This is a genomic window from Aeromonas sp. D3, from assembly GCF_027705025.1.
GTDB classification, from domain to species: Bacteria; Pseudomonadota; Gammaproteobacteria; order Enterobacterales; family Aeromonadaceae; genus Aeromonas; species Aeromonas salmonicida.
On sequence record NZ_JAPDBE010000029.1, the window covers coordinates 20,693 to 36,614 of the forward strand.

The window sequence follows — 15,922 nt, forward strand, 5'->3', positions numbered from 1 at the left end:
CTTTTATGTCCCGATCAGGCGCGGCTCAGTCGAATATCTATCTGCTGGTGCGGCAGTCCCATACCCTGCTGCTGCAGTTTCTCCAGCACCAGCGAGTGCACCTCGTGGGTGATGGGCATGCGGTGATCCATGCTGTTTACATAGAGCCGCATCTCGTAGATCAGCGCCGAATCGGTGAACTCGATCAGGAATACTTCGGGGGTGGGGGTCTCCAGCACCAGAGTGGAGGCCTTGATCGAATCTTCCAGAATGGTCTGTATCCGTTTGGGATCCTGAGTCAGGCCGATGCGGATGCGCAGTTTGACCCGGGTGATGGAATCAGAGAGCGACCAGTTGATGAACTGCTCCGTGATGAAGGCCTTGTTGGGAACGATGATCTCCTTGCGATCCCAGTCCACTATGGTGGTGGCGCGGGTCTTGATCTTGGTCACTGTGCCGGTCAGCTCGCGGATGGTGACAGTGTCGCCGAGCCGGATCGGCTTCTCGAACAGTATGATGAGGCCGGAGACGAAGTTGGCGAAGATCTCCTGCAGGCCGAAACCCAGGCCGACCGAGAGGGCTGCCACCATCCACTGCGCCTTGGACCAGTCGATACCAAGAATGGAGAAGCCGCTCAGCGCCCCCACAACCAGCACTATGTACTTGGTGACAGTGGTGATGGCAAACCCTGTGCCCGGGGACAGGCTCAGGTGCTGGAGCAGGGTCAGCTCCATCAGGCCCGGCAGGTTGCGGGCAGTGACCACCGTCAGTATGAAAGTGAATGCCGTCAGCATCAGATCCTGCAGTGTGATGGGTGAGAGCTGCTCTATGCCGCCAATCTTGCTGGTGACGTGCCACACTTCGATGCTGCGCAGGAAACTGAACGCCGAGTTGAGCTCGGACCACTGCACCACCAACAGCATGGTGAATCCCAGCATCAGCAGGGTGCGCACCAGCCCCAACGACTGGGCACTGATGGTGTCCAGATCCAGCTCGGTATCTTCCACCACGTCCGGTATCTCGGAGCTGAGCTCGTCGTTCCCCTCTTCCCGGCCGCGTTGGGCCAGTATCTCGGCCCGTTTGCTTTTGGCCCGATCGAAGGCGAGACGGCGGCGCTGGATCAGCATCCAGCGGTGGGCCAGATAGTAGATGAGCAGGCAGCCGAGCCCCATCAGCAGGCTGAGCTCCAGCTGACGCAGCAGGATGCGGGAGGTGTAGAAGTAGCCGAGCAGGGAGCCGATCACCGCCAGCAGGGGTGCCAGCATCAGGCTGTTCCAGATGAAGTGGTGCAGCAGATGGGGCTTGCTCATGTCGGCCTGACCCCAGGTCAGCGGCAGTCGCTCCCGGTTGAGGCGGGCAAAGAACAGCAGCAACCAGAGGGCGCCGACGATGAACGCCATCCGGCCGAGGGAGTCATAGAAAGCGTGTTCCTGATAGCTGTTGGCCATGCCCTGCACGAAAAAGCTGGGGATGATCACCAGCAGCAGGGTGCGAAACTGGCTCCACACCTTCTGCACCCACTCTTTCTGCCAGCGAAAATGCAGGATCAGTATCCCTTTTTCCAGCGTCAGGTGGCGCGCCATCAAGAGTGCCAGCAGCAGGAACCAGATTTCACTCAGGCCCCGGGCGACCGCCACCGCGAACGGGTATTGCCAGGCGCCGTCGAGCAGACCATGCACCATCAGCACCATGGCGGGCAGGGGCAGGGAGGCGAGCAAAGAGCGCACCAGCAGGCGGCTGGTGAGGCTGAACTTGTCCTGGGTCACCTTGCCGATGCGCGGTGCTATGTGCTGACTGTAATGCGTCAGGTGGCGGGCGAGCTTGAACCAGCACCAAGCCAGCACCAGTATGCCGATACCGGCCAGGGTGAGGGTGATGGGATTGTTCTCGGCGATGGCCTGCGGCAGTTGCAGCCAGTTGGTCGGGTTGAAGGCAAGGCCGAGGGCCGCCGGAATGCCGAGCAGCACGGTCGGGGTGAGCGGGCGTACGTCCGGCATCCAGAACAGGTGGCTGGCGCTGAGGTCGCGGATCTCGTCGATCTTGCTGTTCTGGCGGCTGTAGAGCAGCTTGAGACGGGTCTGCTCCTGGATCAGGCTGTCGGACGCGTCGTTGAGACGGGTCAGCAGTTGCCGTCTGGCTTTAAGCAGATTGTCGAGCACCGCCTGCTGGGAGCGATCGAGCGCCACCTCGTCGGTGGCCATCAGCCGCTCGCGCATCTGGCGCGGATCCTTGAGGGCATCCTGCTCGGTTTCGTACTGGTATTTGGCCATGCGGGCGTTGACGATGGCGGACTCCAGCTTGTCGAGCGGGAAGTAGGCGGGCAGGTCGGAGAGCTTGCTGCGCAGGTTCTCGCCGTAGGCGTTGCTGATCTGCAGCCACTCCAATTGCTCCCGCACCGAATTGACCAGATCGTTCAGGGCCGACAGGTTCTGGTCGACGGCCCTTTGATCGTCCTGCACCCGCTCTATCTGATCTTCCAGCGCTCCCAGCTGGATGGAGAGGGCCTGGTTCTGCTGTTGCTGCTCCAGCAGCAGCGGCATGTCGGAGGTGAGCTGCTTGCGCAGCCGCTCGCTTTCGGCCAGCGCCAGCTCCGTCTTGTCGCGGCGCAACTGGTTCTGCTGGTTGAGCAGGCTGGCCTGCCACTCGTCTTCATCCGTGATGGCCAGATTGAGCTCCTGCAACTTCAGCTTGCCGAGATCGTTGCGCTGCTGGGCGGAGAGCTGCTCCAGCTCCAGCATCTGGATCCGGTCGGAGAGGCTCTGCTCCTTGAGGCGGGTGGCTAGCCGCTGGGCTTCCTGCTGGCGATCCGACTCGCTGCTGAAGCTGAGCCGGTCGAGCAGGGTACGGGTTTGCTGCAACTGTTTGCGCAGCTCGTCGACCCTTAGGTGGTACTCCTGGCCCGTGCTCTCCAACTGGTTGAGGCTGTCCATCACCGCCTGACGCTCCTTGCGCAGGTTGAGTTGACGGTTGCTGCTCAGGCCGATGGCCTGGCGCAGGGCTTCTTCTTTCAGGGAGGAGAGGGACGGGCGGGACTGGGGCTGGTAGTTGTGCAGGCTCTCCTTGAGGCGGGCCGACTCCTTGGGGTAATCAATCAGGATCTGCTGATAGGCCTTGGCCTGCTCACGATAGCGCTGGGCTTCCCGGGCAAACTGCAGCGCCTGTTGATAACTCTCCCGCAATTTCTGGTTTTCCGGCGTGTCCATCTTGGGGACGCTCTGCAGCAACTCCTCTACCTGGGTGATGGCGTCATCGGCCTGGACGAGCAGGGGAAAGAGAGAGAGGGAGAGCAGCAGCAGAGAGAGCAGGCGTTGCAACATGGCGCACGTTTCCGTTCATGAGAGGTCGCCCTAGCCTAAAGCAGGGGCCGGAGCGGGTAAAGTTTTCCATATTAATGATTTGTAACATAAATAACGGGCGATCCTGGCCTTGTTTGGCTATGATTCTGGCCGTTTCTCCCTCCTTTGAGCATCTTATGTCTGCAGTCGATCTGGGCACGGCCCCACTCTCTCGCCTGTTTTTGCGCTACGTCACGCCGACCGTGGCCGCCATGCTGGTCACCGGCATCTATGTCACCATAGACGGCATCTTCGTCGGCCATATCCTGGGTCAGGACGGACTGGCGGGCATGATGCTGGCGTATCCCATCTGCGCCGTGCTCTATGCGGTGGGGGCGCTGATCGGCATGGGCTCCTCGTCGCTCGCCTCCTTCTACCTCGGCAAGGGGGAGCAGGCAACCGCACGTCACATCGTCGGCAATGCGCTGGTGATGGTGCTGATGGCCTCGGCCGTGCTCACCTTTATCGGCATTCGCTATGGTGAGGCCATGCTCTCCTGGATGGGAGCCGAGGGGGAGATCTTCAACGCCGGCATGGCCTATCTGCGCTGGTATGCCTTGCTCGGGGTATTTGCCGTGCTCTCCATGGCATTTACCGCCTTGCTGCGCAACGACGGGCGACCGGGTCTCACCACCTGGATCCTGGTCGGCGGTGGTGTGCTCAACGTGCTGCTCGACTATTTGCTGATGGCAGTCATTCCCTGGGGACTGGCGGGGGCGGCCATTGCGACCATGCTATCTCAAGCCGTGACCGGCGGACTCTGTCTGTGGCACTTTTTCACCCCCCGCAGCCAGTTGCGTATTCGCTGGGATACCCTGACGCCGAACTGGCGGCTGATGGGGGAGACACTGCGCCTCGGGATATCGAGCTTTCTGATGTACCTCTACCTGTCGGTGGTGCTGGCGATGCACAACAAGGCGCTGCTGGCGGTGGGCACCTCGCTGCACGTGGCAGCCTATGGCGTCATCAGCTATAGCGAAGCCTTCTTCTATCTCATCTTCGAGGGGATCGCCATGGGCATACAGCCCATCGCCAGCTTCAACGCGGGGGCGGGCAACTGGCAACGGGTGTTGCGTGTGCGCAACCTGGCGCTGGGGGTCACCCTGTTGGTGGCACTGTGTGGCATGATCCCGCTCTATCTGTGGCCTGAGGGGGTCGTCTACCTGTTTGCCGGCGACAATGCGGCCCTCCTGCCGGTGGCGAGTCTCGGCATCTGGCTCTACTTCTGGGGCCTGCCGATGGAGGGCTTGCTGCTGGTGGGGGCAACCTACTTCCAGGCCATCAACCGGGCGCGCATCGCCTCCCTGCTCACCGGCGGCAAGCTGGTGCTGATCGGCGGCTTCCTGTGGGGCTTCTCCTCCCTGTGGGGGGTATCAGGTGTCTGGCTGGCGTTGCCGACTTGCAGCACTGTGCTGGTGCTGGTGATGTGGCGCGCCATGCGCAAAGAAGCGGGATTGCACGTTCCCGCCCATTGAGTGGTGTCCCCAAAACAGAAAAGGCAGCCCTGGCTGCCTTTTCTGTTTTATCCGGTCTGCTCATCACGGCTGATGGGCTGGATTGGCTGTCTCGAGTCAGGGCTTGAAGGCCCCGATAAAGATGGCGGGATCGACCCTGGCATCGTTGAGGCTGACGTTCCAGTGCATATGGGGGCCGGTGGCACGGCCGGTTGCGCCGACTCGACCGACTATGCCGCCGCGGGGCAGGCTCTGGCCGAGCTTCACATCGATCTTCGACATGTGGCAGAACATGCTGATGAGCCCCTGACCATGGTCGACAAACACTGTGTTGCCGTTGAAGAAGTAATTGCCAATCAGGATCACCTTGCCAGCAGCCGGTGCCTTGATGGGGGTGCCGGCACCGACCGCGAAGTCGAGTCCTGAGTGGGGGTTTCGCTCCTCGCCATTGAAGAAGCGGCGCAGACCAAACGGGCTGGAGAGGGGCCCCTTGACCGGTTTGTCGAACAGCAAATTGCTGGGCTGGGTGGGACTGAAGGTCTGATAGGCCAGGGTCTGCTCGGCCAGTTCGCGGTTGATGCGCACCATGTCTTCGGCCAGCGGATTGACCTGGCGGCTGTTCTTGAGCTTGATGTGCTGCTCGCGATAGTGCTTGGGCGTGACTGTGAAGCTGAGGGTGCGGCCATCATTGACCGTCAGCTGCTGGGTTCCCTGCGGGGTTTTGAGGGGAATGCCGACGATGGCAATCCAGCGTTGGCCATCCTCTCGCACAACCAGCACAGGCTTGTCCTGATAGCGGACTGTGGGGGCCTGCAGCTCATTCCCGAGCGGTACCACGGCCACACCGCCGGGGACAGGGTGATTGAGCAGACGGCTGATAAATCCCTCGGCGAGGGCGGACTGGCTGGCCAATAGCAACAACAGACAACAAACGACTCTCATGACAGATCCACGCTATGGGTTGGGTCAAACGAACAAGGTTAAGGGCATCAGGAGGCTGGCTGGAAGTGCTGGTAGATGGCTTCCATCTGGACCGAGACCTCCTGGCGCACCAGATCCAGCTCCAACATCTCTTGCAGCACTTTCAGCTGGCTCGGGTTCAGGAAGGCACGACTGCTCTCCAGCACGCGTTGGGTATAGGCCTTCTGGTTTTCCAGATAGGTACTGGCATCGCCACTCTCCTGCTGGGACAGTTGCTGGTTGGCATCACTGAGCAGACGCGTCAGGGATTGGTGCTGGGTCGGGGCAAGCAGCTCGCCGCGTTCCGCCAGCCGGCCCTGGATCTCCAGCAGCCGATTGATGTCACCCGAGTAGAGATCCTGCTCCAGCCGGATGCGGGTATCCTCACCCAGCAGGTTGCTGATATTGCTCCAGAGCCGCTGGCTCTCCTGCTCATAGGCATCGGGGTGATCGAAGCCGAGGCGGTAGAGTTCGCGCAACAGCTCCTGCACCTGACCGCGCACATCTTCCACTACGTCCAGCCGGTCGAATACCGTGGTGAGATGGCGGCCCTGCTCTGCATCGTAGAGGCGCTCGATCAGCACAGAGCCGTCGCTGGATTGACTCCACTGGCTGATGGCGGCCTCCAGCTCCGGATTGGGGGGAATGGCTTCCTGAGCGGTGGCTGGCTCCCCCTGAGCACTTTTGCCCGGCAGCTTGGCCATCAGGTTCTGGCTGGTGCTCTGGCTGGCGTTCGGGTTTGCAGCCCCGTCGCACTGCGCCGTCCTGGGGGCTGTATCGGGCTCGGGTTGGGAATGGCCTGCGGTGGCAGGCTGGGCCTGCCATTGCCAGAGATTGAGCAGCAGTGAGGCCAGCAGGATCAGTGCCAGATGAAGTTTACGCATCTTGGATTCTCTTGAATAAGTGAATGCCCCTGGTGCGGGGTCTCTCATGATAACTGTAACGCCTGATACAAGCAGCCATGACATGCGAAGTGCTCGCCTATGGTCACCGCCATTGAGTCAGCCGGCCCATGGCTCTAGAATCGGCAGCCAGCCCGTTATCATCTGAGGAAACGTTATGAATGGATTGTCCCCCCTGCGAGCCGAACCCGCCCGTCACCCCATCGGGCGTGGCTGGGTCTGGGTACGATCCGGCTTCGATATTTTCAACAAGGGCATGGGCGTCAGTGTCGCCATGGTCCTGATCTGGTTCGCGGTCGGTCTGCTGCTGGATCGCCTGCCTGCTGGCGGCCTCATCTCCCAGTTGCTTTATATGGTGTGGGGTGCTGGCTGGGTGGTAGTGGCCCAGCGAGGTTACGAGGGTAATCAGCTCAAGTTTGCCGACTTCTTCGCCGGGTTTCGCAACAAGCTGACCCCGCTGATACTGGGGGGCCTGCTGGTGCTGGCCCTGTTCACCCTGATCGGTCTCATCTGTCTGGGACTGCTCTCCATGTGGGGGCTGACCTCCCTGCTGACCCAGGATCCCGAATCCATGGTGGTGAGCGTGGCGCAGGCGCAAGGGCTCTTGCTCTGTCTGTTGCTGGGGCTGGCACTGCTGATCCCGGTGCTGATGGCCATCACCTTCGCTCCCGCCCTCATCTATTTCCACGATATGGGCATATTGCAGGCAGCCAGGCTGAGTTTCAGGGGCTGTCTCACCAACATGTGGCCTTTCCTCTGGTGGGGCCTGATCACGGCTGGTCTGATGCTGTTTGGTGCCGCCCTGATGTTGATTGGCCTGCTGGTGGTGATACCGGCCCTCAACTACTCCATCTATGTGGCGTATCGGGAGATCTATCTGGATGTGGCTCAGGAGGCTCAGTCCGAGGCACCATTGACCGGTTTTGAAGCCTGATCCGGCTACAACTGACCGGGATATACCCTGACAAGGGGCCTGCGGGCCCCTTTTGCATGGCGTCGCGTTACTCCTGCCACATGGGGTCGGCCCCCATTCTGACCACCAGAAAATCGAGGAAGCTGCGCAACAGGGGAGACATCTGTTTGCGGGTACCATACACACCGTAGACGCCGAGCCGCTTGGGTTGCCACTGGCTCAGCAGGGGCACCAGAGCACCGCTTTCCAGATAAGGTTGCGCCGAGTAACGGGGCTGCATGCTGATGCCTGCCCCGCCCAGGGTGGCCTCCAGCAGCAGGTTGGAGATGTTGGCGCTGAGATTGCCGCTGACTGGCACGGATTCCGGTCCGGCCGGCCCCTGAAACTCCCACAGGCTCTTGCCAAAATAGGTGTAGGTGAGGCAGTTGTGCAGGGCGAGATCCTGCACTTTCTGTGGAGTCGGGTGTCTTGCCAGATAAGCCGGGCTGGCACAGACCACTGAGTGGCAGGTGCCGAGCCGGCGGGCCACCAGGTTGGGATCCAGATCATTGGTGATGCGAATGGCCAAGTCGATCCGCTCCTCCACCAGATTGACGGTGCGGTCCAGCAGCAGTATATCGATGGCGGTACCCGCATACTGGGCCAGGTAGTCATTGGCAGCGCCCACCAGCAGGGCTTCCGATAGGGAGTAGCTGCTGGTGATACGCAATTGTCCCTTGGGAGCCTCATCGCCCCGGATGGCGATCTGCTCCATCTCTTCCCCCAGCGCCAGCATGGCTCTGGCCCGGTTCAGTGCCTCTTCCCCCGGGCCGGTCAGGCTCAGTCTGCGTGTGGTGCGATGCAGCAGACGAGCCCCCATCCACTGTTCCAGTTCCGCCAGATAGCGCGTCACCATGGCGCGCGACATCTCCAGCTTCTCCCCGGCGCCACTCAGGCTGCCCTGTTCGACTACGCTGACAAAGACCCGTAATGCGGTCAGTCGATCCATGTGCAGGTCCTCTATATGTTCGATTAATGCAACAGTGATGCGCTTATTATGCTGTATTTGTACCGTTAATGATCCAATAAACTGTGTCCATCAGATGAACCACCCGATGACTTGATAAGGAATACCCGATGAACAATACCCTGATCCGCAATCTGACCCTGGCTACCACCCTGTTGAGTGGCGCTGCCCTGGCAGGCCCCCTGACCGTGACTGTCTACAACCCGGGCGAGAAAGCGATCTTCCCGGTCTCTTCCTCCCTGGTGGCTGGCGACAAAGAGGCCATTCTGATCGACGCCCAGTTTGATGTGAAAAACGGTCAGGCCCTGGTCGACATGATCAAGAAAAGCGGCAAGCAGTTGACCACCGTTTATATCAGTGCGGGCGACCCCGATTTCTACTTCGGTCTGGAGCCCATCATGGCTGCTTTCCCTGGTGTCAAAGTGCTGGCAGACCAGCATGTGATCGACCACATCAACAAGACCAAAGATGACAAGCTGACCTATTGGGGACCCATACTGGGCGAAGGTGCACCCAAGAGCCTGACAGTACCTCAGGTACTGACGGCCAACCACCTGACCCTGGAAGGGGAAAAGATTGAAATTAAAGAGATGAACACCCCGACCGCTTACCTCTGGGCGCCGTCCATCAAGACCGCATTCGGTGGTGTACCGGTTTATCACGGTGTTCACGTGTGGATGGCGGACAGCCAGACCAAGGAAGCCCGAGCTCACTGGGTGAAGACCCTCAACGAATTGCAGGCGATGAAGCCCGAGCGCGTCGTACCGGGCCACTTCTTGGGCACTGAGCCCAAGGGAACCGAAGCCGTGACCTTTACCCGTGACTACGTACAGCGTTTCGAGCAGGAGCTGGCCACATCCAAGAATTCTGGCGAGTTGATTGAAAGCATGAAGAAAGCCTTCCCGTCCCTGCCGGTCGATGACGGCCTGGCCATCGGTGCCAAGGTCAACACCGGCGAAATGAAGTGGTAAGCCACTGAGCCTGCTTTCCCTGTGTTTTTTGCCGGGCCCTGGGGCCCGGTTTTTTTTAGCCAGACAATCGAGAGTGAATCACATGAAAGAGACAAGCCTGCATTACGTATATGACCCCCTCTGCGGCTGGTGCTATGGCGCAGCCCCCTTGTTGCAAGCGGCTGCCGGGATAGCGGGCCTTCGCATTGAACTCCATGCCGGCGGCCTCTGGCTTGGCGAGCGTCGCCAGCCCATGGGCCTGGCCCTGCGCGATTACGTTCGCCCTCATGACGAGCGGATCCAGGCCCTGACCGGCCAACCCTTTGGCGAGCGCTACTTCAACGACTTGCTGCTCAGTGATGGCCTCTTGCTCGATTCGGAGCAGCCCATCCGTGCCATCCTGGCGATCACTGCACTGGGTGGCAATGGCCTGGCCCTGCTTCATCGCATCCAGCAGTCCCATTATCGCGATGGCATCTGGGTCGGTTCCCTCGCGCACCTGAGCAGCCTGGCGGCAGAGCAGGGCATTGACTCAGCTGCATTTGCTGATGCCTATCAGAACGTGGATCTGACCACTCATCTGGCGGACAGCCAGGGCTGGATGCGCCGCCTCGGCGGTCAGGGCTATCCCACTCTGGGTCTGGTGCAGGGTGTCAAAGTGACGCCTGTGTCGGCTTCGTCCTTCCTGGGGGAACCGGAGGCATTTGCTCGCAAGATCCGGGAGCTGATGGGGCGTTGAATTCCTTCCCCTGCTGTTGAGGCGCAGGATGAGCAGGGGGCTTGGTGGCGAGATGCCGCTTTTCATCTAACCGCCCTGCGCCGAGCCCTTGGCTGATATGACGATATATCGATTGACGGATAGTTTGAAAATCATCCGCTTGCACTCATCACGCTATGCTTTATGGGAAGTTGCTCGGGAGTGTGGCTCCACGGGTTTGCGTCCAGCTGCCAAGGATATCAATCATGTTCAGAAATATGTCTATCGGTCAGAAGTTGAGTAGTGGGTTTGCGGTGCTGGCGCTGCTTGTGTTTGTGCTGGCAGGTTTCGGGATTTCCCGGCTCTCCTACCTGAACAACAATACCCAGCTCATTGCTGATAACCTGGTACCTTCCATTCGGTATGCCAGTCAGATGCACGTAGCCTTGCTGGATGCACGCAGAGCCCAGTTGGCCATGGTGATTGCCCGGACCAACAATGACAGCGCCGACATCACAAGACGCAACGATAGCGTCACTGAAGCAAAAGGGCGTTTTGCCAAGGCAGTAGCTGACTATGGGCGCCTGGAATTCAATGCAACCGATGAAGAGCAGGCATATCGCGCCTTGCAATCAGCAGGGGAGGCTTATTTCAGTGCCCATGATCAGCTCTATCAGGCTGTGATGCAGAACGACAGTGCCCGCATAGGGGATTATCGGGACGGCTTGACGCGCACAACCCTGGAACAGGCGACCAAGCTCACCATGACCTTGCGTGAGATCAACGACAGGATTGGGCTGGCGATGGAGAAAAACAGCGATCAAGCATACGAGTCCGCCAAGCAGCTCAGTGTGGCCATCGGGCTGGTGACGCTGATCTTTGTGGTGCTGGTGGCCTGGTATCTGACCCAGCAGATCAAGCAACCGGTCAACAAATTGCTGGAGCTGGTGGGCAAGGTCGCAGCGGGGGACCTGGCGGCTAACCTCGACTTGAAGTGGTTCAATAACGACGAGTTGGGCAAGCTGGCCAAGGGGTTTGGCGAGATGCAGGGCAATTTGCGCAATCTGGTCAGCGAGGTGTCTGGCTCTGTGGTGCAACTCAGCTCAGCGGCGGAAGAGATAAGCGCCGTCGCCCGCCAATCCGCCAGCAACATGAACAATCAGCAGCATGAGCTGAACCAGCTGGCCACCGCCATGAACGAGATGCAGGCCACAGTGCAGGAGGTCTCCCGCAATACCAGTGACGCCGCCAGTGCCGCGACTCAGGTAAGCAGCTCCGCCGAGCTGGGAGCCAATACCGTCAACGACTCCATCAAACGCATTGAGCAGGTGGCCGGTGCCATCGAGAGCACGGCAGTGGTGATCCGCCAGCTCGGCGATGACAGCCGCAATATCGGCATGGTGCTGGAGGTCATTCGTGGCATAGCCGAGCAGACCAACTTGCTGGCGTTGAACGCCGCCATCGAAGCAGCTAGAGCCGGTGAGCAGGGCCGTGGGTTTGCCGTGGTGGCCGATGAGGTGCGCACTCTGGCCAAACGCACTCAGGACTCCACTTCCCAGATCAACACCATCATCGCCGAGCTGCAGCAGCGGGCCGAGCAGGCTGGCACTACCATGCAGCAGAGCCAGGAGATGATGAACTCCACCGTGAGCACAGCCCGGGAGGCGGGACTGTCCATTTCGGAGATCAGCAATTCGGTAGAGAGCATCTCCCACATGAACATCCAGATTGCCACCGCAACCGAAGAGCAGGGGGCGGTGAGCGAAGAGCTCAACCGCAACGTGGTCAACATCAGCCACGCCTCGGAAGAGGTGGCGGCCGGTGCGACCCAGATGGCGCAAGCCTGCAACGACCTCAATCACTTGGCGAACCAGCTGCAGGAGATGGTGCGCCGCTTCCGGGTGTAATGACGGTTTGACACTCGCCGCTTGAGCGGGCCCGGATCCTGGATCCAGGCCCGTTTTGTTTTTCCATCCACTCCTCTTTTTCCATTCAGTCACCATCCCTTGTCCCTCCTGTCTTTCTTGGGCATGCTAATGGCCCATTTGGTTGGCAGGATTCTGGATGTATGAACCTTCGCGATCTCGAGTATTTGGTGGCACTGGAAGAGGAGAAGCACTTTCGCAAGGCGGCGGAGCGCTGCTTTGTCAGCCAGCCTACCCTGAGCGGTCAGCTGCGCAAGCTGGAGGATGAGCTGGGGGTGATCCTGATTGAGCGCACCTCCCGCAAGGTGCTGTTTACCCCGGCCGGTGATGCCATGGCCCATCAGGCGCGCAAGGTGCTAAAAGAAGTGCGTGAACTCAAGAACATAGGCCAGCATTTTGCCGAGCCCATGTCTGGCGAGATCCATATCGGTTTCATTCCCACCGTCGGTCCCTATCTGTTGCCCCACATCATTCAGGACCTGCGCGAGCATTTTCCCAAGCTGGAGTTCTACCTCTATGAGGAGCAGACCCAGGTGCTGCTCAAACGGCTGGAGGAGGGAGAGCTGGATTGCCTCATCCTCGCCGAGCTGGACGGCATGGAAGGGTTTGGCTCCATCCCCCTCTATCAGGAGCCCATGTGGCTGGCGGTGCCGCAGCACCACCCGGAAGCCAAGGCCAGGGCTGTGCCGCTCAGCAATCTCAAGGGCAAGAAACTGCTGATGCTGGCCGATGGTCACTGCTTGCGGGATCAGGCGATGGGATTCTGTTTTGCCGCCGGCATTGGTGAGGATCACCGCTTCAAGGGCACCAGTCTGGAGACGCTGCGCAACATGGTCGCTGCCGGCAGTGGCATGACCCTGGTGCCCAGGCTTGCCGTGCCTGCCAATGCCGAGGAAGGTGGCGTCAGCTATCGGCCTGTGGTCGACCCAGTGCCGGGACGTACCATCTCACTGCTCTATCGTCACTACTCGGTACGCAGGCCCTGCTTCAACGAGCTGGCCTCCCGCATTTCCAGCCTGATGAAGAGCCTGCTCGGCTGACATTGCAGGCGTAGAAAAAGAAAACCGGCGCCTTGGCGCCGGTTTTGTCATCTGGTGTTGCTTAGAAGATATCGTCGGTGGAGACGGGTCCGTCAGTGGGCGAGCCATCGCCGCCATATACCTGATTGCCGTCCGAGCTCTGGGTCGCAAAGCGGGTCGGTTCAGTGCCTTCCTTGAAGAACTCCTCGGTGCTGCCGTCTGCGCGGTTGGTCAGCAGACCGGTTTCACGGTCGATCCGCACCGTGATGATCCCCTCCGGTACCGGCATCTTGCGCTCGGGCACCTGCTTAAGTGCCGTCTTCATGAAGTCGATCCAGATGGGCTGTGCAGCACCACCACCAAACTCTGCCCGGCCCAAACCACGCTGGTGGTTGTCAAAACCGATCCAGGAGGTGGCGACCAGATTCGGGGTATAGCCGGAGAACCAGGCATCACGGGATTCGTTGGTGGTACCCGTCTTGCCGGAGATATCGTGACGCTTGAGATCCCGCGCCGCGCGCCAGCCGGTACCGCGCCAGCCATTGCCACCCCAGATGGCGGTGGTCAGGGTATCTGTGACCAGGAAGGCGCTCTGGGCACTGATGGTCTGCGGCGCCATGTTGTTGGGCACGACAGGATCGATCGGGCACTGGGCCTTCCAGTCAGGAGCTGTATTGGCATAGGCATCGGCACTGTCGAGGCCTGCCGCCGCCAGTACGCCGCAATCACGGCAGGCTGCAGCCGGATTGGCCTGATAAACGGGAACGCCAAAGCTGTCGACTACTTCCGTGATGAAGTAGGGGGTCACCTGGAAGCCGCCATTGGCAAGGACTGAATAGCCGCGCACCACTTCCAGAGGGGTGAATTCGGCGGCGCCCAGAGCCAGCGATTCGTTGGCAGAGATGGTATCGCGCGCGAAGCCGAAGCGGGTCAGACCGTCGATATAGGTGTCCAGACCGATGGCGCGCATCAGCCGCACCGACATCACGTTCTTGGACTTGGCAAGGCCGAGACGCAGTGAGGTGGGGCCTTCGTAGATGGCCGGGGAGTTCTTGGGCTGCCACATGGGGCCCTTGGAGGGATCCCACTGGTTGATGGGGGCATCGTTGATGAGGGAGGCCAGGGTATAACCCTGCTCAAGCGCTGTGGCATAGAGGAAAGGCTTGATGTTGGAACCTATCTGGCGGCGTGCCTGATCGACCCGGTTGAATTTGGACAGCTCGAAGCTGAAACCGCCGACCAGTCCCTCGATGGCACCATCCTGCGGATTCATGGCCACCAGAGCAGCGTTGACCTCGGGGATCTGGGAGAGCAGCAAGGCTTCGCCCTTCTCTCGGACCCAGATCTGGGCGCCAACTTTCAGCACATCACGGGCGGAACGGGGGGCGTAGCCCTGGCGATCGTCTGTGATGAAGGCGCGAGCCCACTTGATGCCGTTCCAGCCAAGCTCAGCCTGCTTGCCATTTTTCAGCACCAGGGTCGCCCCCTTGTCATCCAGCTTGGTGACCACGGCCGCCATCAGGGGTTCATAAGTGGGTTGCTTGGCCAGATGGGCCATTATCTGCTCGTAATCCCAATCGACTTCGCCTGATTTCCACAGCTGGGCTGTCACGCCACGGTAGCCGTGACGAGTGTCATAGTCGAACACCCCATCCAGCAAGGCCTGACGGGCGGCGCGCTGGCGCTTGGCACTGACAGTGGTATAGACGTGCAGGCCCATGGTGTAGGCATCTTCACCGAATTGCTGCACCATCTTCTGGCGCACCATCTCCCCGAGATAGGGAGCATTGAGGGTGATCTCGGCACCGTGATAACGGGCCTTGATGGGCATCTTGGACGCCTCGTCATACTGGGCCTGGGTGATCTTGCCGGTTTCCAGCATACGACCCAGCACCACGTTGCGGCGGGCAAAGGCACGTTCCGGTGAACGGATCGGGTTCAGCATGGACGGTGCCTTGGGCAAGCCGGCTATGATGGCGATCTCGTCCAGGGTCAAATCCTTGACCTCTTTGCCGAAGTAGACCTGAGCGGCTGCGCCGACCCCGAAGGCACGGTAACCGAGGGGGATCTTGTTCAGATAGAGCTGCAGAATTTCGTCTTTGGAGAGATTCTGCTCGATGCGCCAGGCCAGAAACACCTCCTTGACCTTGCGCACTATGGTTTTTTCGTTGCTCAGGAAGAAGTTGCGGGCGACCTGCTGGGTGATAGTACTAGCACCCTGGCGAGCCTGGCCGGAAACAGCCCAGACAGTGGCAGCCCGAACGATACCGATCGGGTCGATACCTGGGTGCTCATAGAAGCGGGCATCCTCGGTCGCGAGCACGGCATCGATCATGGGTTGGGGAATTTCGTTCAGATGCAGAGGGATGCGACGAATTTCGCCAAATTGGGAGATCAATTCCCCATCCCGGCTGTACACCTTCATCGGGGTGGCCAGCTTGACGTCGCGCAGGGCGGTCACATCCGGCAATTGGGGCTTGATGTAGAAGTAGATACCGATGAGGCTGGCAACACCCAGCACTGCACCCAGTATCATGACAATAAACAGGCGTACGAGCCATTTCAGCATGGAAGAACTACCAATCGTCTTAAAATTAGCCAACGGGCGCAGAGTATAGCCCTTTTGCCTCCGTAAATTCGAGGTTTTCCTGTTCGTAGTCAGGGTCCTCGACAAGAGGCGGGAGGTTAGCATTCTGTGGCTCAATAACCAAGGGGAGGTGGGGGCAGCCAGAAAGCGAGATGCATCACTTTTCGGTACAAACTTTATGACATTGATAGATAG

The 15,922-nt window shown here is 60.0% G+C and carries 11 protein-coding genes; 6 read left to right on the forward strand and 5 right to left on the reverse strand.

Annotated elements, in window-relative coordinates; all coding sequences use genetic code 11:
• Positions 1-14: 14 nt before the first annotated feature.
• Positions 15-3,296 (reverse strand): miniconductance mechanosensitive channel MscM, encoded by a 3,282-nt coding sequence (gene mscM / locus OKC28_RS15875; RefSeq protein ID WP_270690256.1) that lies wholly within the window; start codon positions 3,294-3,296, stop codon positions 15-17.
• 155 nt (positions 3,297-3,451) lie between these two features.
• On the opposite strand from mscM, the gene OKC28_RS15880 reads away from it, so the two are divergent.
• Positions 3,452-4,789, forward strand: coding sequence for an MATE family efflux transporter (locus tag OKC28_RS15880; protein ID WP_021138214.1), 1,338 nt, complete (start codon positions 3,452-3,454; stop codon positions 4,787-4,789).
• Positions 4,790-4,885: 96 nt separating this feature from the next.
• On the opposite strand, the gene OKC28_RS15885 is transcribed toward OKC28_RS15880, so the two are convergent.
• Positions 4,886-5,710 carry a peptidoglycan DD-metalloendopeptidase family protein gene (locus tag OKC28_RS15885; protein ID WP_219597645.1) on the reverse strand — a complete coding sequence of 275 codons (825 nt, stop codon included), beginning with the start codon at positions 5,708-5,710 and terminating at the stop codon, positions 4,886-4,888.
• 47 nt (positions 5,711-5,757) lie between these two features.
• Positions 5,758-6,612 carry a hypothetical protein gene (locus OKC28_RS15890; protein ID WP_270690260.1) on the reverse strand — a complete coding sequence of 285 codons (855 nt, stop codon included), beginning with the start codon at positions 6,610-6,612 and terminating at the stop codon, positions 5,758-5,760.
• A gap of 175 nt (positions 6,613-6,787) precedes the next feature.
• Between OKC28_RS15890 and OKC28_RS15895 the strand changes: the two genes are divergently transcribed.
• Complete coding sequence (locus OKC28_RS15895) at positions 6,788-7,564, forward strand: BPSS1780 family membrane protein (RefSeq protein WP_059111479.1); 777 nt, start codon at positions 6,788-6,790, stop codon at positions 7,562-7,564.
• 67 nt (positions 7,565-7,631) lie between these two features.
• Here the strand turns inward: OKC28_RS15895 and OKC28_RS15900 are convergent, their stop codons facing one another.
• A complete protein-coding gene (locus OKC28_RS15900) occupies positions 7,632-8,531 on the reverse strand; it encodes a LysR family transcriptional regulator (protein WP_059111480.1) in 900 nt (299 codons plus the stop codon).
• 128 nt (positions 8,532-8,659) lie between these two features.
• On the opposite strand from OKC28_RS15900, the gene OKC28_RS15905 reads away from it, so the two are divergent.
• The 4 genes from OKC28_RS15905 to oxyR all read left to right on the forward strand — a co-directional run bounded on the left by OKC28_RS15905 (position 8,660) and on the right by oxyR (position 13,161).
• Positions 8,660-9,520 carry a Vmh family MBL fold metallo-hydrolase gene (locus tag OKC28_RS15905; RefSeq protein WP_059111481.1) on the forward strand — a complete coding sequence of 287 codons (861 nt, stop codon included), beginning with the start codon at positions 8,660-8,662 and terminating at the stop codon, positions 9,518-9,520.
• Positions 9,521-9,602: 82 nt separating this feature from the next.
• On the forward strand, positions 9,603-10,238 hold the full coding sequence (locus OKC28_RS15910; RefSeq protein ID WP_270690265.1) for a DsbA family protein: 636 nt from the start codon (positions 9,603-9,605) through the stop codon (positions 10,236-10,238).
• 224 nt (positions 10,239-10,462) lie between these two features.
• Positions 10,463-12,103 carry a methyl-accepting chemotaxis protein gene (locus tag OKC28_RS15915; protein ID WP_099994073.1) on the forward strand — a complete coding sequence of 547 codons (1,641 nt, stop codon included), beginning with the start codon at positions 10,463-10,465 and terminating at the stop codon, positions 12,101-12,103.
• 161 nt (positions 12,104-12,264) lie between these two features.
• Positions 12,265-13,161 (forward strand): DNA-binding transcriptional regulator OxyR, encoded by an 897-nt coding sequence (gene oxyR, locus OKC28_RS15920; RefSeq protein WP_270690267.1) that lies wholly within the window; start codon positions 12,265-12,267, stop codon positions 13,159-13,161.
• A gap of 61 nt (positions 13,162-13,222) precedes the next feature.
• Here the strand turns inward: oxyR and OKC28_RS15925 are convergent, their stop codons facing one another.
• Positions 13,223-15,709 (reverse strand): penicillin-binding protein 1A, encoded by a 2,487-nt coding sequence (locus OKC28_RS15925; protein WP_270690269.1) that lies wholly within the window; start codon positions 15,707-15,709, stop codon positions 13,223-13,225.
• Between the last annotated feature and the right edge of the window lie 213 nt (positions 15,710-15,922).